Annotated in this window: 18 protein-coding genes; 11 read left to right on the top strand and 7 right to left on the bottom strand. The window is 68.4% G+C overall.

All coding sequences use genetic code 11. From position 1 onward, the window contains the following. Window positions 1–22: 22 nt before the first annotated feature. Genes ACFWFP_RS20445 through ACFWFP_RS20430 form a run of 4 tightly spaced genes read right to left on the bottom strand, consistent with a single transcriptional unit; the run spans window position 23 to window position 5,267 of the window. Complete coding sequence (locus ACFWFP_RS20445) at window positions 23–1,798, bottom strand: dipeptide ABC transporter ATP-binding protein (protein WP_379297255.1); 1,776 nt, start codon at window positions 1,796–1,798, stop codon at window positions 23–25. Continuing rightward, entirely contained in the window at window positions 1,795–2,658 is an 864-nt protein-coding gene (locus ACFWFP_RS20440; protein ID WP_379297253.1) for an ABC transporter permease, read from the bottom strand. Before ACFWFP_RS20440 ends, ACFWFP_RS20445 begins: the two co-directional genes overlap by 4 nt. Further along, the gene (locus ACFWFP_RS20435) at window positions 2,655–3,608 is read right to left on the bottom strand and encodes an ABC transporter permease (protein WP_379297251.1); all 954 of its coding nucleotides are present in this window, start codon (window positions 3,606–3,608) and stop codon (window positions 2,655–2,657) included. Before ACFWFP_RS20435 ends, ACFWFP_RS20440 begins: the two co-directional genes overlap by 4 nt. Before the next feature lie 3 nt (window positions 3,609–3,611). Continuing rightward, window positions 3,612–5,267: an ABC transporter substrate-binding protein gene (locus ACFWFP_RS20430; RefSeq protein ID WP_379297249.1), complete on the bottom strand. Its 1,656-nt coding sequence runs from the start codon at window positions 5,265–5,267 to the stop codon at window positions 3,612–3,614. Between the two features lie 219 nt (window positions 5,268–5,486). Between ACFWFP_RS20430 and ACFWFP_RS20425 the strand changes: the two genes are divergently transcribed. The 8 genes from ACFWFP_RS20425 to ACFWFP_RS20390 all read left to right on the top strand — a co-directional run bounded on the left by ACFWFP_RS20425 (window position 5,487) and on the right by ACFWFP_RS20390 (window position 15,844). Further along, on the top strand, window positions 5,487–7,121 hold the full coding sequence (locus ACFWFP_RS20425) for an ABC transporter substrate-binding protein (protein WP_379297247.1): 1,635 nt from the start codon (window positions 5,487–5,489) through the stop codon (window positions 7,119–7,121). 9 nt (window positions 7,122–7,130) lie between these two features. Next, entirely contained in the window at window positions 7,131–8,174 is a 1,044-nt protein-coding gene (locus tag ACFWFP_RS20420) for an ABC transporter permease (protein WP_379297245.1), read from the top strand. Then, window positions 8,171–9,055: an ABC transporter permease gene (locus tag ACFWFP_RS20415; RefSeq protein WP_379297243.1), complete on the top strand. Its 885-nt coding sequence runs from the start codon at window positions 8,171–8,173 to the stop codon at window positions 9,053–9,055. The genes ACFWFP_RS20420 and ACFWFP_RS20415 overlap by 4 nt, the downstream gene beginning before the upstream one ends. Then, window positions 9,052–10,704: a dipeptide ABC transporter ATP-binding protein gene (locus ACFWFP_RS20410; RefSeq protein ID WP_379297241.1), complete on the top strand. Its 1,653-nt coding sequence runs from the start codon at window positions 9,052–9,054 to the stop codon at window positions 10,702–10,704. The genes ACFWFP_RS20415 and ACFWFP_RS20410 overlap by 4 nt, the downstream gene beginning before the upstream one ends. Then, on the top strand, window positions 10,701–12,002 hold the full coding sequence (locus tag ACFWFP_RS20405; RefSeq protein WP_379297239.1) for an acyl-CoA dehydrogenase family protein: 1,302 nt from the start codon (window positions 10,701–10,703) through the stop codon (window positions 12,000–12,002). Before ACFWFP_RS20410 ends, ACFWFP_RS20405 begins: the two co-directional genes overlap by 4 nt. Further along, complete coding sequence (locus ACFWFP_RS20400) at window positions 11,999–13,369, top strand: acyl-CoA dehydrogenase family protein (RefSeq protein WP_379297237.1); 1,371 nt, start codon at window positions 11,999–12,001, stop codon at window positions 13,367–13,369. The genes ACFWFP_RS20405 and ACFWFP_RS20400 overlap by 4 nt, the downstream gene beginning before the upstream one ends. A gap of 25 nt (window positions 13,370–13,394) precedes the next feature. Beyond that, window positions 13,395–14,426 (top strand): aldo/keto reductase, encoded by a 1,032-nt coding sequence (locus tag ACFWFP_RS20395; protein ID WP_379297235.1) that lies wholly within the window; start codon window positions 13,395–13,397, stop codon window positions 14,424–14,426. Between the two features lie 83 nt (window positions 14,427–14,509). Then, the gene (locus ACFWFP_RS20390) at window positions 14,510–15,844 is read left to right on the top strand and encodes an NtaA/DmoA family FMN-dependent monooxygenase (protein WP_379297233.1); all 1,335 of its coding nucleotides are present in this window, start codon (window positions 14,510–14,512) and stop codon (window positions 15,842–15,844) included. Window positions 15,845–15,964: 120 nt separating this feature from the next. On the opposite strand, the gene ACFWFP_RS20385 is transcribed toward ACFWFP_RS20390, so the two are convergent. Genes ACFWFP_RS20385 through ACFWFP_RS20375 form a run of 3 tightly spaced genes read right to left on the bottom strand, consistent with a single transcriptional unit; the run spans window position 15,965 to window position 19,369 of the window. Further along, window positions 15,965–17,215 (bottom strand): MFS transporter, encoded by a 1,251-nt coding sequence (locus ACFWFP_RS20385; protein WP_379297231.1) that lies wholly within the window; start codon window positions 17,213–17,215, stop codon window positions 15,965–15,967. Next, window positions 17,212–18,273 (bottom strand): LLM class flavin-dependent oxidoreductase, encoded by a 1,062-nt coding sequence (locus ACFWFP_RS20380; protein WP_379297229.1) that lies wholly within the window; start codon window positions 18,271–18,273, stop codon window positions 17,212–17,214. The genes ACFWFP_RS20385 and ACFWFP_RS20380 overlap by 4 nt, the downstream gene beginning before the upstream one ends. A 25-nt stretch (window positions 18,274–18,298) precedes the next feature. Continuing rightward, window positions 18,299–19,369 carry an acyl-CoA dehydrogenase family protein gene (locus tag ACFWFP_RS20375; RefSeq protein WP_379297227.1) on the bottom strand — a complete coding sequence of 357 codons (1,071 nt, stop codon included), beginning with the start codon at window positions 19,367–19,369 and terminating at the stop codon, window positions 18,299–18,301. Between the two features lie 451 nt (window positions 19,370–19,820). Here ACFWFP_RS20375 and ACFWFP_RS20370 point away from each other — a divergent pair, with 451 nt between their 5' ends. The 3 genes from ACFWFP_RS20370 (at window position 19,821) to ACFWFP_RS20360 (ending at window position 23,865) form a co-directional block, all read left to right on the top strand. Then, the gene (locus ACFWFP_RS20370) at window positions 19,821–21,029 is read left to right on the top strand and encodes an LLM class flavin-dependent oxidoreductase (RefSeq protein WP_379297695.1); all 1,209 of its coding nucleotides are present in this window, start codon (window positions 19,821–19,823) and stop codon (window positions 21,027–21,029) included. Window positions 21,030–21,039: 10 nt separating this feature from the next. Next, complete coding sequence (locus ACFWFP_RS20365; RefSeq protein ID WP_379297225.1) at window positions 21,040–22,404, top strand: NtaA/DmoA family FMN-dependent monooxygenase; 1,365 nt, start codon at window positions 21,040–21,042, stop codon at window positions 22,402–22,404. 243 nt (window positions 22,405–22,647) lie between these two features. After that, complete coding sequence (locus tag ACFWFP_RS20360; RefSeq protein WP_379297223.1) at window positions 22,648–23,865, top strand: glycosyltransferase family 87 protein; 1,218 nt, start codon at window positions 22,648–22,650, stop codon at window positions 23,863–23,865. Window positions 23,866–23,873: the final 8 nt, after the last annotated feature.

The raw sequence follows: 23,873 nt of genomic DNA, 5'->3' as shown, positions 1-23,873 counted from the left end.
CTGTGCAGCTGTCCTACGTCGATCACGCCACCACGGCATCGACGGCCACCGGCGAGGTCGTGCCGACAGGTACCGCGTCGAGCAGCCGTCGGGTGTAGTCCTGAGCCGGTTTCTCGAAAACACTGGTGACCGAACCGGATTCGACTACAGCGCCCGCGCGCATCACCGTCACCTCGTCGGCGACCAGTCGCACCACACCGAGATCGTGAGTGATGAACAGGTACGTCAGGCCCTGCTGATGCTGGAGGTCGACCAACAGCCGCAGGATCTGCGCCTGCACCGAGACATCGAGGGCCGAGACCGCCTCGTCGAGGACCAGCACGCGCGGTCCGGCGGCGAGCGCGCGTGCCACGGCGACGCGTTGACGCTGACCACCCGAGAGTTCGGCCGGTTTGCGCGCCAGGTGTTCTCGCGACAGCGCCACCTCGTCGAGCAGTTCGCGTACCCGAGCACGACGTCGCGGGCCACGCGGGAGCAGGCCGAGCGCGACGAGCGGCTCGGCGATGATCTGCTCCACGGTGAACTTCGGGTCCAGAGACGAATACGGGTTCTGGTAGACGAATTGGATCTCGCGACGGATCGGCCGCAACTTCGCGCGCGAGAGCCCGTCGATGCGGGCGCCGTCGAACCACACCTGGCCCGAGTCCGGTGCGGTGAAGCCCGCGGCGATCCGGGCGACCGTCGATTTCCCTGCCCCGGACTCCCCCACCAGCGCATGCGTGGTGCCCGCACGGACCGCCAGGGAGACGTTGTCCACCGCGCGCACGCCACCGTGGGCGAAGGTCTTGGTCAGATCGCGGACCTCGAACAGCGGCGCGGTGGCTTTCGGCACAGGCTTTGCCCGCGCCGACGACGACCTGATGGCCGTCGGTGCGGACTGCGCACGAACGGCCGACGATCCGGTCTCCGTCGAAGAAGCCGATATTCCGGGTATCGGCGCCGGACCGCCGGTGGAGGGCGAGGACGGGCCACCGGGTTCGGTGCTTGTCAGACGAGTGCTGTGCCGGGTGGGTGCCGCCGCGACCAGTCGGCGCGTGTAGTCGTGCCGGGGGTCGGTGAGGATGCGCGCGGCTGGGCCTTCTTCGACGATGCGGCCGTGCTGCATCACGATCAGGCGGTCGGAGCGTTCCGCGGCAACTCCCAGGTCGTGGGTGACCAGCAAGACGCCGAGTCCGAGGGTGTCGCGCAGGTGAGCGAGGTGGTCGAGGATCACTTTCTGCACGGTGACGTCCAGGGCCGAGGTCGGCTCGTCGGCCACCAGCAGCGCGGGGTCGTTGGCCAGCGCGATGGCGATGAGCACCCGCTGTTTCATGCCGCCGGACAGTTCGTGCGGGTACTGCCGGTACACCCGTTCCGGTTCGCGCAATCCCGCCGTGGCCAGTTTCGCCACCGCGAGTTCGCGCCCCGGCCCGGATTCGACGCGCCGGTGCAGTCGCAACGCCTCGAGCACCTGGGTGCCGACGCGTTTGACCGGATTCAGCGAGGTGCCGGGGTCCTGGGGCACGAAACCGACGAACGGGCCGCGCAACCGGGCGAGTTCGCGGTCGCTCCAGGACGCGGTGTCGTGCCCGTTCAATGCCAGCGCCGTGGCCTCGACCCGCGCCGACGCGGGCAACAGGTGCAGGGCGGCGTGGATGGTGGTGCTCTTGCCCGACCCGGATTCGCCCACGATCGAGACGAATTCGCCCCGGCTCACCGTCAGCGACACGCCATCGACCGCGGCCTGCCCGTCCGCGCCGCGGGCGCGGTAGCGCACGGACAGGTCCTCGATCCGCAGCAGAGTTTCCTTCTCGCTCATCGCTTCTCTCCCAGCGCTCGCCCGATTCGATTGGTGGACAGCACGACCACGGCGATCACGAGGCCGGGCAGCAGCGAGATCCACGGGTAGGTGGCCAGGTAGTCCCTGCCTTCGGAGACCGCGAGGCCCCATTCCGGGTCCGGCGGCGGTGCGCCGTAGCCGAGGAAGCCCAGCGCCGCCACGGCCAGCACCGCCGTACCGCATTCGAGCGCGGCCAGCGACAGCACCGCCGACACCGAGTTCGGCAGCACGTGCCGGACCACGACCCGGCCGAAACCGGCCCCGGACCCGTACGCCGCCTCGACATAGTCGGTGCCCGCGACCTTGAGCACCTCCGAGCGCATCACCCGCGCGAACGCCGCCACCGCCGAGATACCGACGGCGACAGCGATATTCACCGTGCCGTAGCCGAGCGCGGTGACCACCGTCATGGCGAGCAGCAGGCTCGGGACAGCCAGTAGGACATCGACGAAGCGCATGATCACCGAGTCGACCCGGCCGCCGACGAACCCGCTGAGCAGACCGATCGCCGACCCGATCACGAAACCGAGGGCCACCGCGAGCAAGGTCGCGGTGAGCGTGGTCGAGGTGCCGTAGATGGTGCGGGCGAGCAGGTCGCGGCCGAGGCGGTCGGTGCCGAACAGGTGCTCGAGACTCGGCGCGCTGAAACTGGCATCCGAATCTCCCTCCAGGGGCGAGTATTTCGTGAACCACGAGGGAGTCAGCGCCCAGGCGAGGACGGTGGCGATCACCAACCACGCCAGGGTCAGTCCCGGCGCGGCGGCGAGCACCCCGATCCCGGTGCGGACACGATCAGGAACTGTCGGCGCTGTGCCGGTGTCGTTGTCGAGGACGGTCATGCGGAGGTCCTTGCTCGGACACGGGACCGCAGCCGCGGATCCACCAGTGGATAGACGAGATCGACCAAAAAGTTCACCGTGACGAATACCAGCGCGGCGAACACCACCACCGCTTGCACCAGCGGGACGTCCTGGGTACGCACCGCCGTCTCGGTCAGCCGGCCCAATCCCGCACGGGAGAACACGGTTTCGACGATCACCGCGCCGGCGAGCAGGTTGCCGAAGGTGACACCGGCGATGGTGAGCGCGGGCAGGGCGGCGTTCTTCAGCACCTCCCGCACCAGCACCCACAGCCGCGTCGCGCCCTTGGCCACCGACACCGTGACATACCCGGCGTGCAGTTCGGCGTCGAAGTTCTTGATCAGCAGCTGCGCGATCGGCGCCGACACCGGAACGGCCAGTGTCACCGCGGGCAACACCAGTGCGCCGAAGCCCTCGTTGCCGATCGGCGGAAACCAGCCCAGCTGGAACGAGAACACTTGCAACAGTGCGAGTCCCACCAGGAACACCGGCACCGACACCCCGGCCGCGGGCAGCGTCGCGACCAGGTCGGCGACCCATTTGGTGCGGGTGTAGCCCGCGGTGGCGGCGACGGCGAAGGCCAGCGCGACGGCGAGGACCAGCGCGGCGCCCGCCAGCAGCGCAGTATGCGGCAGGACCGACAGGACCAGCGGCCACACCTGCTCGCCGGTGCGGGTCGAGACCCCGAAGTCACCGGTCACCGCGGCGAACAACCGGTGTGTGTACTGCCCCACCAGCTGCTGGTCGAGGCCGAAGTACTCCCGTGAGTTCTGTTTGTCCTGCTCGAAGATCAAGTCGCCCTGCGACGGATCGAACAGGAAGTCGACCGCGTCGTAGGGCAGCACGAACAGCAGCACGAAGGTGAGGGTGTAGGCGCCCCACACCACGAACACGGCCTGCCCCAGTTTGGCGAGCACATAGCGCGACATCGGTTACCTCGGCTCGATCCAGGTGTCATAGAAGACGTTGCGCGACTGCGCTTCATAGCCCACGTTGTGCACCCGCGGGGACGCCGCGGTCACCTGCGCCGGGTTGTACACCGGCACCGTGAGCACCTGATCCACGAGCAGGAACCGCTGCGCCGCCTCGGCGGCCTCGGCGCGCTTGCCCGGGTCGAGGGTCTTGCTCACCGCGCTGAGCTTGTCGATCGCCTGCTGGTAGAGCGGGTTCTCCGGCGCCAGCTTCGAGGAGTTGGTGTACTGCGGCGAGTACACCTGCTCGAGCACCGCTACATCGGCGCGACTCTGGTTGGCCACCTGAATGTTCCAGCGTTTCTGCTGGGTGGCGGCGGCGGTGTAGTCCGGGATCGGCAGCACGTCGAGTTTCACGTCGATGCCGATCTTGCGCAGATCCTGCTGGATCAGCTCATAGGCCGGTTTGTTGTTCACCAGGTTGTTGATACCGAGCAGGGCGAGTTCGAGTCGACGGCCCTGCGCGTCCGCCCGGATACCGTCGGAGCCCTTCTTCCAGCCCGCCGATTCGAAGATCTGTTCGGCCTTGGCCCGGTCCTGCTTCAGTTCCGCGGAGAAGTCGACGTGGCCGGGCACGCGCGAGGAGATCACCGAGCTGGAGACCTTGTAGCTCGAGGTGAGCACCGTCTTGGCGAGCGCGTCGCGGTTCCAGCCCAGCTTCACGGCCTCCCGCACGGCACGGTCGTCGGTCGGGAACCGGTCGGTCTTGAGGTCGAAGGAGATATCGCGCCCGGGAATCAGCTGCGCGACGATCCGGTAACCCTCGGCCTTCAGCGGCGCCTCGTCGGTGTTGTTGACATCGAGGATCGCGTCGACCTGACCCGCGCGCAGCGCACCGGTGCGGACCGCGGCCTCGGGAATCACCGAGATCTCCACGGCGTCGAGGTAGGCCTCCCCGTTGTGTTTGCGGCTCGCGGGTGCCCAGTTGTATCCGGGTCGCTTCTTCAGCACCGTTTTCTGCTGGTAGACATGCTCGGCGACGACGAACGGACCGGTGGTCACCAGATTCTGTGCCAGTGCGCGCTGTTCTTTGTTCAGCTGCAGGGTCGAGTGACCGACGATGCCGGAGAAGTACAGCGAAAGCGCTTGGAGGAACCCGGCATTCGGTCGATTGAAGACGACCTTGACCGTCGTCGGGTCGAGCACCGTGGTGCTGGTGTAACCGACCCAGTACGCGGTCACCGGCACGATGCCGAGCGCCTTGTCACCGAATCCGAGCAGGTCGAAATTCTCTTTCACCGATTCGGCGGTGAATTTCGAACCGTCCGTGAAGGTGACGTCGTCGCGCAGACGGAAGGTGAATTCGGTCAGCTCCGGGTTGATATCCCAGGATTTCGCCAGCCACGGTTCGATGGCGCCCGTTTCGGGATTCTGGTAGGTCAGTTTGTCGGTGATATTGCTCGTGATGAGCGACTCGGGATACGAGCTGCCCGAATGCGGGTCGAGGTTGGCAGGCGCGTCGAGCACGGCGAAACGCAGGGTCCCACCGGCAACCGGTGGGCCGGCGTCGTCGCTGCCCGCGACTCGGTTGCCCGACGCCGCGCAGCCGGTCAGCACGGAGCCGACAAGAGCGAGGGCCAGGAGCGCCGTCGCCGCGGAGAATCTTTTCGATGACATTTCGCGAAGTCTGCACAACGGCAACTCCGCGAACAACCAAGTTGCACTTCGTGATTTGTTCAGTTTTAGTGAATCGGGCACACGACACGATCGTGAAGCGAAACTTCAATAACGATGTAGGCATTCTTGGCGATCCGAAATCGCGGAATGTGGCGGTCGCGGACTTAACCTCCGGAGTGTAAGCAACACAGTCCGCTCCGACGAAAGACCCACGACCACATGAGGAATATTCGATTCCGTCACCTTCTGGCCACCGGCACCGCGGCCATCGCCCTCGCCACCGTGCTGGCCGCGTGTGGTGGGCCGTCGTCGCAGCAGGAGGCGGCAGGCGAGCCGGTTTTCGGTGGCACGCTGAACTTCTACGATCCCATCGAGTACACAGCGTGGACGCCGGTCAACTCGATCTGGTCCAACAGTCAGGTCACCAACAACCTCGCCGAGCGCCTGACCTGGCAGGATCCCGAGACCGGGGAGATCAAGCCCTGGCTGGCCACGTCGTGGGAGATCAGCCCCGACAAACTGAAGTACACCTTCCGCTTGCGCGAGGGAGTCACGTTCAGCAACGGTGACCCGCTCGATGCGGCGGTCGTGAAAGCCAACTACGACCAGCATGCTCTCGGCGACAAGGCACTCGGCATTCCGCCGGACCGGTTCTTCTCCGACTACCGGGCCTCGACCGTGATCGATCCGCTCACCGTCGAGGTGGCCTTCACCAAGCCCAATGCCGGTTTCCTGCAGGTGGCGTCGTTCTACCGGGCCGGGTCCATTCTGGCGAAACCGTTCCTGGAGCGGGATCTCAACGGGCAGAGCCAGGCCAAGAACTGGATCGGGTCCGGCCCGTTCGTGGTGGAGTCGGTCGCCGGCAACACCGGCATCACGCTGAAGCGGCGCGAGGACTACAACTGGGCGCCGGCGGGTTCGGGCCATCAGGGCAAGGCCTACCTCGAGCGGGTGGTCTTCAAGACCGTGCCGGAGGCCGGAACCAGGGTCGGCGCGCTGCAGTCGGGCGAGGCGCACATCGCGCGCAACATCAGCCCCTACGACGAGGAGACGGTGACCGCCAACGGTGGCCGGATCGAGGCGTTCGCGGTGCAGGGACAGACCAACAAGCTGTCGGCGCAACTGGATTCGACCGCGCCGGTCGTGGAGAAGGACGTGCGCCTGGCCTTGCAGGCCGCGACCGACCGCAAGGAGATCAACGAGACGGTGCTCTCGCCGAGCTACCCGATCCCGAACAGCATCCTGGTCAAGGACACTCCCAATCGCGGCGACGCGAGCAAGTACCTGGGCTATGACCTGAACAGGGCCAACTCGCTGCTCGACGGCGCGGGCTGGAAGAAGGGCGGCGACGGCATCCGGGTCAAGGACGGCAAGCGCCTGCAGTTCGAGGTGTGGGTGGCGCCGTTCTACCAGGTGTCGCAGCCGGTGCTGGAACTGCTGCAGTCGCAGTGGAAAAAGGCAGGCGTCGATCTGGTGATCCACACCGTGTCGCAGACCGAATACGAGTCGATCCGCAATTCCCGTCCCGACAACTGGTCGCTGGTGCAGGGGCAGACCTCGCGCGCCGAGGCCGACGTACTGCGCACCGCGTTCGACAGCACCGCGCAGAACGAGTTCTTCGCACCCGTGCCGGACGCGAAACTCGACGAACTGGTGCGCGCGCAGGCCTTCGAGTTCGACCCGGCCGCGCGGACCAGGGCCATCCAGGCGGTCGAGGACCGGGTCTTCGGCGAGGGCTACGCCATTCCGCTCTACGACGAGACCCAGGTGTTCGGCCTGGCGCCGACCGTGCACGGTTTCACCACCGAGTCCACGGCCCGCACCTGGCTCTACGACACCTGGATCACCGGGTAGGGGCCGGCGATGCGCACCTACGTTCTGCGCCGGCTGGTACAGGCGGTACTGGTCCTCTGGGCCGCCTACACCCTGTCGTTCGTCTTGCTCAGCGCGCTGCCCGGGGACTCGGTGAACAACCGCATCCAGAACCCGGAAGCGCAGATCACGCCGGAGGCAGGCCGGTTGATGCTCGAGTTCTACGGGCTCGACCGGCCGGTCTGGGAGCAGTACCTGCACGCGCTGTGGGCCCTGCTGCACGGTGACCTCGGTTTCTCGCTCACCTCGGGAAGGCCGGTGACGCAGGCGGTCACCGAGGCGCTGCCCTCGACGCTGACCCTGACCGCGCTCGGCCTGGTGTTCGGGCTGGTCTTCGCCGGTGTCGTCGCGGTGGCGGCCAATTACGCGCCGTGGGCGTGGCTGCGCGGCGTCTTCGATTCCGTGCCCGCGCTGTTCGCCTCGGTTCCCACTTTCGTCGTCGGCGTGCTGGTGCTGCAATATCTTTCGTTCCGCTGGCATCTGATCCCCTCGGTCGACGACGGCACAGTGCTCGCGCTCATCGCGCCTGCCGCGACCTTGGGCCTGATCGTGGCCGCACCGCTGGCTCAGGTGTTCGCCACCTCGGTCCGCACGACCCGGCAGCGACCGTTCGTGCACGTAGTGGCGGCCAGGGGCGCGGGTGAGGGCTACATCTTCCGCAAGGACGTGCTGCGCAATTCGTCGCTGCCGGTGCTCACGCTGCTCGGGCTGGCCTTCGGTGAGCTGATCGCCGGTGCGGTGGTGACCGAGTCGGTCTACGCGCGCCAGGGCATCGGCCAGCTCACCGTCGGCGCGGTCGACACCCAGGACCTGCCGGTGGTGCAGGGCGTGGTGTTGCTCTCGACGGTGGCCTATGTGCTGGTGAATCTCGCGGTGGACCTGGCCTATCCGTTCATCGACCCGCGGGTGCTGGTGGACGGGCGCACGCACCGGGTCACCCGGTCGCGGTCGCTCGAACGCCGGCAGGCCACCGTTTCCGTTCCGGTCGTCGCGGCGGTGCCGCGTCGGCTGCCTGCCGAGGTGGCGATGCCATGACAACGCTCGAAAAGATCGATACTGTTCCAGCGCAGACCGATTCGGCAGACCCGTCGCGTCGGGGACGGTCTGCACTGCGATGGACCCGTCGGCACTGGACAGTCGTGCTGGCATTGCTGGTGGTCGCGACCATCCTGGCGTGGGCGATCGTGCCGCAGCTGTTCACCAGTTACGACCCGCTGGCGGTGAATCCGGCACAGAAGCTGAAACCGCCCTCGGGCGAGCACTGGTTCGGTACCGACCAGCTCGGCCGCGACCTCTACGCGCGCATCGTCTACGGTGCGCGGGCCTCACTGCTGGGGTCGGCGATCGCCGTCGGCGTCGGTGTGGTCGTGGGTTCCCTGCTCGGCGCGGTGGCGGGCTGGTTCGCCGGATTCCCCGACAGCGCGGTGATGCGGCTCATCGACGTGGTGCTCTCGATTCCGGGCTTCCTGCTGGCCATCACCATCGTGGTGCTGCTCGGTTTCGGGGTGTGGCAGGCGGGGATCGCGGTCGGGCTCACCTCGTCGGCGACCTTCGCCCGGCTCATCCGCTCGGAGGTGGTCAAGGCCCGCACCAGCACCTACGTCGAGGCGGCCACCACCAGCGGGGCCTCGACCGGCGCGATTCTCCGGCGACACGTGATCCCCAATTCGATCGCGCCGACTGTCTCGCTGGTCACCGTGCAATTCGGCATCGCGATCATCTGGATCGCCTCGCTGAGCTTCCTCGGGCTCGGGGCCCAGCCGCCGGACCCGGAATGGGGTCGGCTGGTCTCCGACGGGCGCAACTACATCGCCACGCGCGGCTGGCTCACCCTGTGGCCGGGGCTCACCATCGTGGTGATGGTGCTGGCGACCAATCACCTGTCCCGCCATCTGTCCAGGAGGGGCTCCGCATGAGCGTCGTCCACGAAACCATCACGCCTGCACCGGAAAGCGATGTCCGGCCGGTGCTGCGGGTGGCGAACCTGCGCGTCGGCTATCGGGTGAACGACCGGGTCACCCCGGTGGTGCGCGACGTCTCCTTCGAGGTCCCGCCCGGCACAGTGCTGGCGCTGGTCGGCGAGTCCGGGTCGGGCAAGACCACCACCGCCCACGCCGTGCTCGGGCTGCTGCCCGGCAACGGCGAGGTCACCGGCGGCACCATCACCTTCCGCGACCAGGTCCTGACCGAGCTGAGCGCGAAAGGGTGGCGTTCGATCCGGGGACGCGCGATCAGCCTGATCCCGCAGGACCCGGCCGTCTCGCTCGACCCGGTACGCCGGGTGGGGCACCAGGTCGAGGATGTGCTGCGGCTGCACACCGAGCTCGATGCCGAGGCTCGCCGCGACCGTGTGCACGAACTGTTCGAACTGGTCGGCTTCACCGATGTCGAGCGCCGCTATCGCCAGTACCCGCACGAACTCTCGGGCGGCATGCGCCAGCGAGTGCTCATCGCCGCCGCGGTCGCGGCCGAACCGGATCTGATCATCGCCGACGAGCCGACCTCGGCGCTGGACGCGACGGTGCAGAAACAGGTGCTCGACCTGCTCGACGAAGTCCGGCTGCGCACGGGGACCAGCGTGGTGCTGGTGACCCACGATCTCGGCGTGGCCGCCGACCGCTCCGACCTGATCGGCGTGCTGCACCAGGGCGGGCTGGTCGAGTTCGGGCCGACCGCGCAGCTGGTCACCGACCCGCAGCACGCCTACACCCGGCGACTGCTCGACAGTGTGCCCTCGCGGCGGCCGTGGGTGCGCGAACGGGCACCCGTCGCGGTTCCCACCGAGACGGTCATCGAGGTCGACGAGCTGCGCAAGGACTATGGCGGCGTCCCCGCCGTCGACGGCATCTCCTTCCGGGTGCGACGCGGCGAAACCTATTCCATCGTGGGCGAATCCGGCAGCGGGAAGTCGACGACTGCGCGGGTGCTGACCGGGCTCACCGAGGCCGATTCGGGCCGGGTCGCACTGCTGGGCACCGACATCACCCGGCTCAGCCGCCGGGAGTTCCGGCCGCTGCGCCGCGACGTGCAGATCGTGTACCAGAACCCGTATTCCTCGTTCGATCCGCGCTTCGACGTCTACGACGTGGTCGACGAGCCGCTGCGCTCGTTCGAGCCGCGCCGTGGGCTGCGTCGCGGCAGGCCGAATCGCGACCGGGTGGTGGCCGCGCTCGAGGCCGCCGCCCTGCCCGCCGATTTCGTCGACCGGCATCCGCGCGAACTGTCGGGCGGGCAACGTCAGCGGGTGGCCATCGCTCGCGCGCTGGTGCTCGAGCCGAAGGTGATCGTGCTGGACGAACCGATCTCGGCGCTGGACGTCTCGGTCGCGGCGCAGATCCTGGATCTGCTGCGCGGCCTGCAGCAAGAACGTGGGCTGACCTACGTTTTCATCTCCCACGACCTGGCCGTGGTGCGCGCGATCTCCGATCGCGTGGCGGTGATGCGCGAAGGCCGCATCGTCGAACAGGGCACCGTCGACCAGGTCTTCTCCTCTCCCGCCGACGATTACACCGTGCGTCTGCTCGATGCGATCGCCGGCCGCGACCTCATCGGAGGACTGTCATGACCACCACCATCGCGCCCGCCACCCTGGCCGAGGCACTGCCCCGCATCCGGGCGATCCTGGCCGAGTTCGTGCCGGGCACGGGCGAGCGCGACCTCGCCTTCGAGCACCCCGACGCGCTGATCCAGGCGCTGGCCGACGCGGGCTTCGGCCGGTTGCGGGTGCCGGTGGAATACGGCGGGTTCGACGTCGACCTGCCGACGCTGTTCGGGCTGCTGGCCGAGGCAGGGCAGGCCGATTCCAACATTCCGCAGATCTGGCGCGGGCATTTCACCACCACCGAGATCTTGCGCGCCGAAACCGATCCCGTGATCCGCGAGCACTGGTTCCGGGCGATCGGTGCGGGCGCGGTGTTCGGCAACGCGCAGTCCGAGCCCTCGGCGCTGGTCGCCGAAGCGGTCGGCGAATCCGCGGGCTGGGGTGTGACCACCACACGCGCCCGCGTGGGCGCCGACGGTGTGCGGGTGGTCTCGGGCACCAAGTTCTACTCGACAGGTGCGCGATTCGCCGACTACATCCGCGCGGCCGTGGTCGACGACGAGGGCACCCGCGGTTTCGTGGTGATCCCCGCCCGGCACCCCGGCGTCACCCACGCCGACGACTGGGACGGCATCGGTCAGCGTCAAACCGGCAGCGGCACGACCTATTTCGAGGATGTGCCGGTCGAGGAGCACGGCGACATCGGCCGGTACAAGGAGTCCTTGCGCGGTCTGGATTCCTTCGTCCAGATCGTGCACCTGGCGAATCTGACCGGGATCGCGCGCAGCATCGTCGCCGAGACGGCGCAGATCGTGCGCGGTCGCACCCGCACCAGCCTGCACGCGCTCACCCAGCGCGCCACCGAAGATCCCGACATCCTCTCGGTGATCGGCCTCCTCGAAGCCCGCAGGATCACCGCCGAAACCCTGCTGCGGCATGCCGCCGAGCAGCTCGAGGCCGCGCACGCCGCCGGGGACGAGGCTGCCTACACCCGGGCCTACCTCGATACCTCTGCCGCGCAGATCGCGGTGATCGAGGCCGTACTCGACGCCGCGACAAGGGCTTTCGATGCGGGCGGGTCGTCCACGATCCGCAACAGCGTCCACCTGGACCGGCATTGGCGCAATGCCCGCACCCTCGCCTCGCACAACCCGGTCATCTACAAGCCGCGCGTGCTCGGCGACTTCGTTGTCAACGGCAACGCGCCGGTGCCGGGCTACTACCGGCAGCGTCCCTCGGTGGTCACACCGGACCCCACCGTCGCCGCGACGAACGGCGAGGCGACAGAGGCAGCCGATGCCGCGCCGAGCGGTGCGCGATGACCGCCGTCGACCATTCGGCGCCCCTGTTCGAACCCGGCGGATCAGCACCGGCCACGCCCTCTCTCCCGATACTCGACGCCGTGCCGGGTATCAGCGGCGGCAGCCTGCCGACCGCCCCGACTCAGGGCACCGCGCCGGATACCGAAATCGCAGGGACCCCACAGCGTTCCCCGTCGGCAAGGCCCGACCGCCCGCTCACGGTAGCGGGCATCCGAACCACCGCGGCGCCGATCCTGCGGCAGCTCGCCGAGACGGCACGGCAGCGCGAGATCGACCGCGACTACGCCTTCGCACAGGTGCGCGCGCTCGCCGAGACCGGGATCGCCCTGACCGGAATCGCCGTCGCAGAGGGCGGGGCGGGCGGGTCACTGCGCGAGGTCAGCGACCTGGTGATCGAGATCGCGCGGGCCGATTCCAGTGTGGCGCAGGCATTGCGGGCCAGCTTTCTGCTGGCGAACCAGGTAGCGGACAGGCCCGACCTGCCACACCGGGAGCAGTCGCTGCGACGGCTGCGGAACCGGGACCTGTTCGCGGGCACCAGCAATGAACGCACCGGCGGTGCCAGCGGCCAGGTGAACGCGACCGCGCGGCGGGACGGCGCGGACTGGCTGATCGACGGCGAGAAGTACTACTCGACCGGTGGGCTGTACGCGAACTGGTTCTCCACCCAAGCCCATACCGAGGACGGGGCCGTGCTGCGGTTCACCGTGCCGGTGGATCGCGCGGGAGTACAACGGCTCGACGACTTCGACGCGGTCGGCCAGCGCCTCACCGCCAGTGGGACCACCCGGTTCACCGGGGTGCGAGTGCGCGCCGACGAGATCACCCCGGCGCCGGAGACCGAACCCGACAATCCATGGCAGGGCTCCTACGCCCAGCTGTATCTGGCCGCGGTGCAGGCGGGTATCGCCGGGCGAGCTCGTGACGATGCCATCGCCTTCGTCCGGGAGCGGGCCCGCCCGATCAAGCACAGCACCGCCACCAGCAGCCTCGATGATCCCTATGTCCGCCAGACCGTCGGCGAGATCGCCGCCCGCGCCCAGGCGGCGCGCGCGGTGGTCCTGCTGGCCGCCGAGACCCTCGGGGGCGTGCGCGGGCGCACCGGCGACGATGCCAGAGCCGCGGGTGCGGCGGCGGCGGTCGAGGTAGCTCAGGCGGGCGTGATCGCCATCGAATCCGCGCTCGCCGCAGCCGAACTCGTCTTCGATGTGGGCGGCGGGTCGATCACCGACCGCGCCCTCGGCTTCGACCGGCACTGGCGCAATGCCCGTACCGCCGCCAATCACAACCCCCGCCAATGGAAGCAAGCCGTCGCGGGCGCGTTTCACTTGACGGGCGAACAACCCCCGACCACCGGTCTGTTCTGAACCACCGAGAGAAAGATCCACCCTGATGAGCTACGGCCCCTTCGACCGCACCTACACCGCCGCGGAAGACCGCTACGAGAAGGTCCCGTACCGGCGCACCGGTACCTCCGGACTCGACCTGCCCGCGTTCTCCTTCGGGCTGTGGCAGAAATTCGGCACCGACTACGCCTTCGCCACCCAGCGCGAGGTCATCCTGCACGCCTTCGACCTGGGAATCACCCATTTCGACAACGCCGACCGCTACGGTCCGCCGCATCGCGCCGCGCAGAAGAACTTCGGCCGGGTGCTCGCCAAGGACCTCGCGCCGTACCGCGACGAGATCGTGCTGTCCACCAAGGCGGGCAACGCGATCGGGCCGAGCCCCTATCTGCGCGGCGGTTCCCGCAAGTCGATCCTGAACTCCCTCGAACACAGCCTGCGTGATCTCGGCACCGACTACGTCGACATCTTCTACCACCACAGCCCCGATCTCGACACTCCGCTCGAAGAGACCGTCGGCGCGCTGGTCAGCGCGGTGCAACAGGGCAAAGCGCTCTACGTCGGCATCTCCAACTACCTGCCCGATCGCACCCACGCGATCGCCGAGCAGCTGCGCGCCGCCGGTGTCCCGCTGCTGATCCACCAGGCCCGCTACTCGATCTACGATCGCCGCCCCGAACAGAACGGTCTGCTCGACACCGCGACCCAGGACGGGTTCGGCGTGATCGTCTACTCGCCGCTGGCCCAAGGCTTGCTCACCGACAAGTACCTCGAGACCATCCCCGAGGGCGCCCGCGCGCAGAACAGCACCTTCCTGTCCCCCGACGTCATCGACGAGACCTACCGGCAGCGCACGGCCGAGCTGAACAAGATCGCCGCCGCGCGGGGGCAGTCGCTGGCGCAGCTGGCATTGCAGTGGGTGCTGCGCCGGCCCGAGGTCACCTCGGCGCTGATCGGCGCGAGTTCGGTGGCCCAGCTCGACCACAACACCGCCGCACTGGACTTCCCGGACTTCACCGCCGAGGAGCTCGCCCTCATCGAGGAGCACGGCGTCCACGGCACCGGCCTGAAGCTCTGACCACCTCCCGAACACGACGCCGATGACGTGGCCGAGACCGCTCACGTCATCGGCGTCGCCCATTTCCCCAGAAGGCGCGCACCATGCCCGGATTCCACCTGAACCTGTCCCTGATGACACCGGGACACTTCCGCCACGCCTGGCGGCTCGACCACGCCGACCCGCTCGCCTACCTCGACATCGACTACTTCCAGCGCTTGGCGAAGATCGCCGAGGCCGCCAAGATCGACGCGGTCTTCCTCGGTGACGGTCCGGCCCTGCGCGGCGAGATCGAGGAGGCCCCCGGCACCGGGATCGATCCGCTCGTCCTGCTCGGCAGCGTCGCGGCGGTCACCGAGCGGCTCGGTGTCGTGATCACCTCGTCGACCACCTACAACTCCCCTTACAACCTCGCGCGCCGGTTCCAGGCACTCGATCACGTGACGAAGGGGCGCGCTGCGGTCAACATCGTCACCACCGGAACACCGGCGGCCGCAGCGAATTTCGGCCTGACCAAGCACCCGGAGAAGGCAACCAGGTACCGGCGGGCCTGGGAATTCCTCGACGTCGTCACCCGGCTGTGGGACAGCTGGGAGCCGGACTGGCTGATCGCGGACAAGTCGTCAGGCCGCTACGCCGACACCGGCAAGATCCATCGCATCGATCACGAGGGCGAGTTCTTCTCGGTCGCCGGGCCGCTGCCGGTGGCGCCGGGACCGCAGGGCCGACCGGTGGTCGTGCAGGCGGGCGGGTCCGAGGGCGGTCTCACACTGGCGGGTGACTTCGCCGATGTCGTGTTCACCGTCGCCCAGACCCAGGCAAAGGCGGTCGCGTTCCGCGACGACATCCGGCAGCGCGCGGCCGCGGCCGGTCGCCATCCTGACGATGTGAAGATCTCGCTGGGCGTGGTGGTGCTCGTCGCGGCCACCGAGGAGGAGGCGCGTCGACGCGAGCAGGAACTCTACGATCTGCTGCCGATCGAGCGACTCACCGCCGCACTGCTCGCCAACCTCGGCCTGCCCGCGGACTCCTTCGGGCCCGACGACCCGATCGGCGTCGCCGATCTCCCCGCCACCGTTCCCGCCGGAGCGTTTTCGACCGGTTTCAGCATTTCCACCCGCGCGCTCATCGCCGAGGGTCCGCGCACTCCGCGCGAGTTGATCCAGCAGGGCGCGGGCGGTTCGGGCCATCGCCTGCTCGTCGGTTCGGCCGAACAGGTCGCCGACGACCTCGCTTCCTGGTTCGGCGCGGGCACCGCCGACGGCTTCACCATCATGCCGGCCGAGACCGCCGTCGACCTGGAGAATTTCGCGACTCTGGTGGTGCCGATCCTCCAAGAGCGCGGCCTGTTCCAGAAGGACTACACCGCACCGACTTTGCGCGCCCGCTTCGGCCTGCCCGTCCCTGCCGGTCGTGCCGGGCACAGCCTGCCCGCATAGTCCACGCGGGCGCCGCTCGCATCGATCTCCTCCCCGGAAACCGTACGGACAGCTCTGTTCCGATTTCCGGGGAGCAGTCGTGTCTCCTTCACGAATTGCGCTGTGCGAGTGCGGCTCTTGTTACGCGCTGCAGGTGTGCCCGGTGACCACGTCCGTAGCCGGGACCGGCGGGTGTTCGACCGGAGGCGTCCGCGACAGCGGGATCAGCGCGACCGCGGCGAGCAGGGCGGCCAACCCGATCGCTAACAGGAATCGCCAGTCGCCGAGCCAGGTGGCAGCCAAGGGAGCACCCGCTCGGGAGAGCGCGATCGGGACGGTCATCACGGCGAGGATGCCGGCGAACTGCGGGACGCCGAAGCTGTCGGCGACGATGGACGGGCGGGCGATCACGCTGGTGCCGTAGCCGGTGCTGAAGGCGACGATGCAGGCCAGAGTGAGCGGCAGTGAGGTGCCTGCCAGCGGTAGAGCCAGCAATCCCGCTCCTTGGAGGGCGAAGGAAACCCCTGTCACACTGGTCATCCCGAAGCGGCGAGCCAGCGGTGCCAGGGCCAGACGAGCGGCGATCTGGGTCACGCCGACCGCGATCGGGAGGGCGGCGGCGGACACCGGCGAATAGCCGATGTCGCGAAAATAGGTGACCATCATCAACAGGAAGGCCGAGGTGGACCCGCTCTGGGCGACGAAGGACACCACCAGCAGCCAGAATTTGCGGTCGCGGAGCGCGTCGCCGAGGGGAACACCGGTGCGTTGTGCGACCCGGCTGGTGTGCGCTGCCCGCCCCGGCACTGCCCACAGATGCGCGGGCACCACGATCACCGCGAAACCGACCGCCAGCACCAGAAGTGTGGTGCGCCAGCCGAGTTGCGTCTCGAGCCAGCCCGCGAAGAAGTAGTACAGGCTGGTGGCCAGTCCGACGACCGTGGTCACCGCGACGATCGCCGAATCCCGGTGTTCGGGTTCGGTGGCCACTACGAGAACGGCGAACGCGGCCTCGTAGGTGGAGGTGGCCAGCGCCAACCCGATCAGCGTGAACGCCACATACAGCTGAGCCAGACTGTGCGCCTGCGACCACAGCACGACCGCGCCCACGCCCAGCGCCGACCCTGCCGTCATCAGAGCCCGCCCACCGTAGCGGTCGAGCAGATTGCCCACCGGTACCGCGGCCAAGGCCCCGACCAGCGTGGAAATGGTGGCAGCGGCGGCGATCTCGGTGCGTGAGACGGCGAGGGCATGCGACATCGGGACCAGCAGCACGGTGAACGCCTGGATCATCGCGCCGTAGCCGACGGTCTGGGTCACCGCGAAGACGGCGATGAGCCGGAACCGTCGACTGCGCACCGGGTCGACGGTCAGGACGGGGGCGGCACTCACTCCCCGAGCAACGGCAGCAGCTGGGAACCCTGACGCTCGATCTCGCGCAGGTACGGGGTGTCGGACAGCACGAAGTGAGTGATGCCGAGATCGCGGTACTTGCGCAGCGACTTGGCGACATCCTCGGCGGAGCCGACCAGCCAGGTGGTGCCCGCGCCGCCGCCACCGTATCTGCCCGGTGCGGTGTAGAGATTGTCGTCGAGCACCTCACCGCGCGCGGCGAGGTCGAGCAGACGCTGTTGACCCACGGCGGTGCGGCGGTGCGGATTCGACGCGCCCTGGCTGCTCTTCGCCATCTCCGCGACCTTCGCCTCCGCGTCCGCCCACGCCTGCTCGGTGGTGTCGCGCACGAAAGTCGTGATGCGCAAACCGAATTCGAGTGGCGCGTGCTCACGACCCAGTTCGGCGCTCAGCGCGCGCAACCGTTCGATGCGCTCACGCACCCCTTCGAGGGGCTCGCCCCAGAACAATTGGACGTCGGCCTCGGTCGCGGCGACTCGCTCCGCCGCCTCGGAGGCGCCACCGAAGTACAGCGTCGGATGACGGCGGTCGCCTCGCGGCTCGATGCGGGGCACCACCGTGGAGTCGGTGACCTGGAAGTGCTCGCCCCGGTAGGTGACGTTCTCCTCGGTCCACAGTGTGCGGACGAGCTGGAGGAACTCCTTGGTGCGGGCATAGCGGTCGGCCTGGTCGCCCTCGCTGTCACCGTAGGCGGCCAGATCGTCCTTGCCGGAGACGATGTTCACCCGCACCCTCCCACCGGACAAATGGTCGAGAGTGGCTGCGGCGGAGGCGAAGTTCGCCGGGCGCCAGTAGCCGGGCCGGATCGCGATGAGGGGCTCGAAGGACTCGGTCCGCGCCGCCAGCGCCGCGGCGACGGTGAGGGTGTCGGGGCGGCCCCAACCGGTGCCGAGCAGCGCACCCTTCCAGCCGTGTGCCTCCAGCGCCTTCGCCTGCGTGGTCAGCGTGTCCAGGCTGTTGTGGTCGGCGGCCACCGGCTCGCCGCGGTGACCCGGGGTGACCTGATTGGGGATGTACCAGAGGAATTCGAGACTCATGTTCGGTGGTTCCGTTCGGTGGTGATCAGCGGGCCAGCGCAGCGAGCTGGGCGCGACGGACATCGGCGGTCTGGCCCTGGACCAGGACGAAGAGGACGGAGCGGGCGTGTAGTTGCGCCGTGTCGTCGCCGCTGAGGCCACGACCGGATCTGGCGATCAGCAGCGCGCGGCTGATCGCCGAGAGTGCTTCGCCGCTGGCGACTTTGGCGGCCAGGCGCTCGTCGAGGCGGTGCGGTCCCCCACCCGCCGCGGTGGCTTCGTCGGCGAGCGCGTACGCGGCGGAACGGATCTCGGCGACGCGTGGGCGCCAGGTCGCCGCGACGTCGGCGGCCAGTGGCACGGTGCTGCGCTCCAGCTCTGTCAGGATCGTCTCGGCGAGGCCGAAGTGGTGGGCACGCGCGTCGCTCGCGGTGCCGGTGTCCACGACGCGCGCCTGGTCGAGGCTCTGGGTGGTGAGGACGTTTTCGTCGGGGACGAAGGCTTCGTCCAGGTGCACGCGCGCCGTTCGGCTGCCCGCGACCGCACCGAGTTCCAGCGGTCCGGTGCTGCGGGTTCGTTCCCCGACCGGTACGAGCGCGGTGACCACAGTTTCGGTGTCGGGTTCCACCGCGGCCACCGTCAGCGCCGCGTTGAGTCCCCACCCGCTGACCCAGGACAGGGTGCCGTCGAAGATCCACCCGTGCGCGGCCTTGCGTGCCGCGACATAGTGATCCGGGAACCGCCGCACATCGCTGACCCCGGCACCGAGCAGCAGCTCACCGCGCAGAATCCGGGCGGCCAGCGCCGATACCGGACCACCCGCCGCGGCGATGCGCCCGGCCAGCGGCGCGTGCTGCGCCCAGACCAGCCAGGTATTGAAGCAGGCGCCCGCGATGATCTCGTGCACGCGGCGGTCGGTATCGCGGTCGATCGCGAGGCCGCCGAATTCCCTCGGCGCGAGGTGATTGAGCAGACCGAGGGCGCGCAGTTCGTCGATCCGATCCGCGAGCACCCCGGTGCGGTCGGTCGACAATGCGGCGGGTCTCAACACCTGCTCGGCGTAGTCGCGCACTCGGACGAGGAATTCGTCGTTCGAGTTATCGTGCGCTGCGTTCACGTCGAAAGTATCGACCCGGCCAGCGTGCGAAAGCCTTTGTCTGCCGCCGGTTCATACCGAGAAGCACCGCCGCTACCTGCGCGGACAGGTCACCAGTGGAGATAAATTCCCGCAGAGCGAGAAGTCGGTGAGACGCCTCAGGCGACGAGGATCTACCGCTGGAACCCGGCGCGGGCAACCATGCGGCATCCTCGATGCTCGGGAGTTCGGTGCCCGGCGATCTGAAGGGCGAGATCCTATTTCCTGTCGATCGGGCTGAATTCAACGGTTGACGTCGTCGCAGCGGACCGATCGTGTTCACCCGGTCACCCCACTGGCCACTGCGATCGTGGCCCGCACCCAGGCGCGGCCCGTCCTGCGACCACGGCAGTCGGACCCGGCGCACAACCCGATATCCGGCATCGGGGCGTTGCACCAGGCACCGTTCACCGAACCACAGAAATGGCAGACGATGGCACCGAACCCACTGCACCTGGGTGTCGCGCTCGACGGCGCGGGCTGGCACCCGGCCGCTTGGCGAGCACCGAACTCGCGGCCCACCGAATTGTTCAGCGCCCGATACTGGGCCGACCTGGTCGGCACCGCCGAGCGCGGCCTGCTCGACTTCGTCACGATCGAGGACAGCCTGCGTGTGCCCGGTCCGCTGCACGCCCGCGCCGACGATGCCGTGGACCAGGTTCGCGCCCGGCTCGACGCACATCTCATCGCCGCGACGCTCGGCCCGGTCACCCGCCACATCGGACTCATCCCCACGGTGACGACCACCCACACCGAGCCGTTCCACGTCGCCACCTCCCTCGCCACCCTCGACTACACCTCTCGCGGCCGCGCGGGCTGGCAGGTTCGGGTCTCGGCGGGCGCCGAGGAAGCCCAGCACTTCGGGCGCCGCGAGGTCACCGACCCGACGCCCGCCGAGTTCGCCGACATCATCGCGACCGGCAAGCTCCCCGAGCACGCCGAAGCATTGTTCGAAGAGGCCACCGACGCCGTCGAAGTGGTGCGGCGCCTGTGGGACAGCTGGGAGGACGGCGCCGAGATCCGCGACGTCGCCACCCGCCGCTTCATCGACCGCGACAAACTGCACTACATCGACTTCGAAGGCCGCTTCTTCAGCGTCCGCGGACCCGCTATCACGCCGCGCCCACCGCAGGGTCAGCCCGTGGTCACAGCACTGGGCCACGCCGTCCGCGTCTACGAATTCGCCGCAGCGGCAGCGGATCTCGTCTTCGTCACACCCACACGCGAGCACGGCCCGGCGGAAATCCTGCGACAGGTCGCGACCGCCAGCGCGACCAGGGTGGGCGAACCGCTGCGGGTCTACGCCGACCTGGTCGTCTTCCTCGACACCGACGATGACACCGGCGCGCAACGACTGGCCCGGCTCAACGACCAGGCCGGTGCCGAATTCACCTCCGACGCGGCCATTTTCACCGGCAGCGCCGAGGAGCTCGCCGATCTGCTCGCCGACTGGGACAGCCAGGGTGTCGACGGGTTCCGGCTGCGTCCCGGTGTCGCGGTCGACGACCTGGCCGCGATCGCCGGACGGCTCGTGCCCGCCCTGCAGCATCGCGGACTGTTCCGCACCAGCTACCCCGAGGGTTCCCTGCGCGGACTGCTCGGTCTGTCGACCACCGTGCCCAACCGTTACGCCAGAGTGTGAGGTCCCATCGATGAGTACACCCCGCAAGCAGGTCATCCTCGGCGCCTACCTCGGCGGCGTCAACCATCACACCGCCTGGTGGCACCCCCAGGCGGGCAGCCAGATCGATTTCAGCTCCTTCGAACACACCGCGCGCACCGCCGAACGCGGCAAGTTCGACTTCTTCTTCCTCGCCGAAGGTCTCATCCTGCGTGAACGCGCGGGCCAGATCTTCGACCAGGACATCATCGGCCGTCCCGACACCTTCGGCGTGCTGGCCGCCATCGCCTCGGTCACCGAACACCTCGGTCTCGCGGGCACCATCAACGCGACGTTCAACGAGCCCTACGAACTCGCCCGCCAGTTCGCCACCCTCGATCACCTCTCCGGCGGGCGCGCCGCCTGGAACGTGGTCACCTCCTTCGACGCCTTCACCGGGCAGAACTTCCGCCGCGGCGGCTTCCTCGACCCGGCCGACCGGTATGTGCGGGCCGAGGAGACACTCAACGCTGTACGCGCCCTCTGGGATTCGTGGAATGTCGACGACATCGTCGCCGACAAGGACAGCGGGCGATTCCTGGCCCGTCCCGACGCCGGTGCGTTCAAGTTCCGTGGTCGACAGTTCGACATCTCCGGCCGGTTCACCGTGCCTCGCAGCCCGCAGGGCAGACCGGTGATCCTGCAAGCCGGTGTCTCACCTCAGGGTCGCGATTTCGCGGCGGCCAACGCCGACGCCATCTTCTCCCCCTACGGCAAGCTGCCCGAGGCCGCGGACTTCTATCGCGACATCAAGGCTCGCGCCGTGGCGGCCGGGCGCTCGGCCGATGACATCAAGATCCTGCCGTCGGCGAGTTTCGTGCTCGGCGACACCGAAAACGAGGCGATCGAGAAGTACCACGCCATCCGCAACGAACAGGTCACCGGGCAGACCGCGCTCATCCTGCTCGAACAGATCTGGAATCGGGACCTGTCCGGCTACGACCCCGAGGGCCCGATCCCCGACATCGAGCCCGATCCCGACGCGGCACCGTTCATCCAGGGCCGTGCTTTCCTGCACCAGGACCGCTTTGCCACGGTCACACGTTTGCGCGAGGTCTCCGAGGCCAAGAAGCTGACCCTGCGCGAAACGGTGATCGACCAGTTCGAGCGCGGCCCGATCGTCGGAACACCGGCCCGGGTCGCGGAGAAGATCGACGATTTCGTCAACAGCGATGGCTCCGACGGTTTCATCCTCGGTTCTCATCTCGTCCCGACCGGCCTGGACGAGTTCGTCGACCGCGTGGTTCCCCTGCTCCAAGACCGCGGCGCCCTCCGCACCGAGTACACCGGAACCACCCTGCGAGACAACCTCGGTCTGCCCGACCTACGATCGGCCACTGTCGCTGTCGACGCCTGAGTAGTGGTGCTGCTGTGGGCATCTCGTGCGGATGCCCACAGCAGGCCGCCCCGTACCCGGCCGCGTCGTCACCGATCGGCCGCGTTCTCCTAGTGCCTCGCAGCAGTGGCCGCCTGCGGCGTAAGGAACGACGAACTCCAGCGCGGCACACGGCGCATGTGCACTACGGCATCGTGCATCCGGACGCCGCGGCGGATAGAGCGATTCCATAAAACCGGACAAGTACCGATAGCGTCCGGAGCCGTGTCACCAGAATATGTAGCGCAGCCCAGCCGTCTCACCGCCGCCATACGGGTGGTGGCAGGTCTGCTCGTGCTCGCGACCATCGTCGAAGTGGCGCTGCGCGTGTTGAGCCCCTACCCGCGGGTGGCGCAGCTGTTGTCCGACGATATGTTCGGGGTGCACGTCGACTTCGACACCTTCTGGAGCTCGGCCGTGGCCCTCACCCACGGCACCGACATCTACGAGACTCCGGCGAAGCTGAGCAATCTCAACCCGCCGCTGCTCACGATGCTGCTCACACCGCTGGCCACGCTGGATGCGGTCACGGCCTACCGCATCTTCTCGGTGCTGACACTGCTCATGATGCTGGGCTCGGTGTTGGCGGTGTGCTCGGAACTGCGGCTGCGCCCGGCTGTCACTGCGCTGGCCACGCTGGCTGTGCTCGCGTCCTCACCACTGTTCGGAACGCTGATGCTCGGCCAGATCTACCCGCTGCTGCTGGTCGGGCTCGTTGCCGGGTGGATCGCGCAGCGGCGGGGGCGGCCGGTGCTCGCATCTGTTCTGTTCGGCATCGTGGTGGCGCTCAAACCGTCGCTGGCACCGATATTGCTGCTCGCGGCCGTGCAGCGGCAGTGGTTGCCGTTCAAGGCCGGAATCGCCGGCGCGGCTGTCGCCTCGCTGATCGGGGTGCTCGTCGCCGGGCCGTCGAGCGCGGCGGGCTGGCTGCGTATCGCCTTGTCCGAGCCGGTGTCGGGCTGGGTGGACAACGCATCGCTGCCGGGGCTCGCGGTGCGCTTCGGACTGCCGTCCGCGATCGGAACGGTACTCGGGCTAGCGGTACTGGCAGGCACGCTGTGGTGGTGTGGGCACCACCGCGACCGCATCGACCCGGGCGGCACCGCTCTGTGGGCGGTACTCGCCGCGGCCCTGCTGTTCTCGCCCCTCGCGTGGCACAACTACCTGATGCTGCTGTGGCCGGGGGTGCTCGTACTGATCACACTGGGCCGCGGCGAGATCACCGCCATCGCGCTCGCGGTGCCGGTCTTCCCGGTGTCCTTCACCGTGGAGTTGCCACCCCACAGCAGCGTCACCGCCGCCGTGACACACTCGCTCTACTGCGCTGTCCTCGTGGGCTACTGGGTAATTCTGGTGCGCGGAGCGACACTGTCCGCGCCCGTCTCCCCGCGATCGCCCGGCACGGCCACGAGCAAGCGACCGGCGGCTGCGGCTTTGCCGTAGCTCATTCG

It is taken from the genome of Nocardia sp. NPDC060249 (assembly GCF_042728755.1).
GTDB lineage: Bacteria > Actinomycetota > Actinomycetes > Mycobacteriales > Mycobacteriaceae > Nocardia.
Note: the sequence above shows the minus strand (reverse complement) of the source record. Positions and strands in the feature narration are given on the sequence as shown.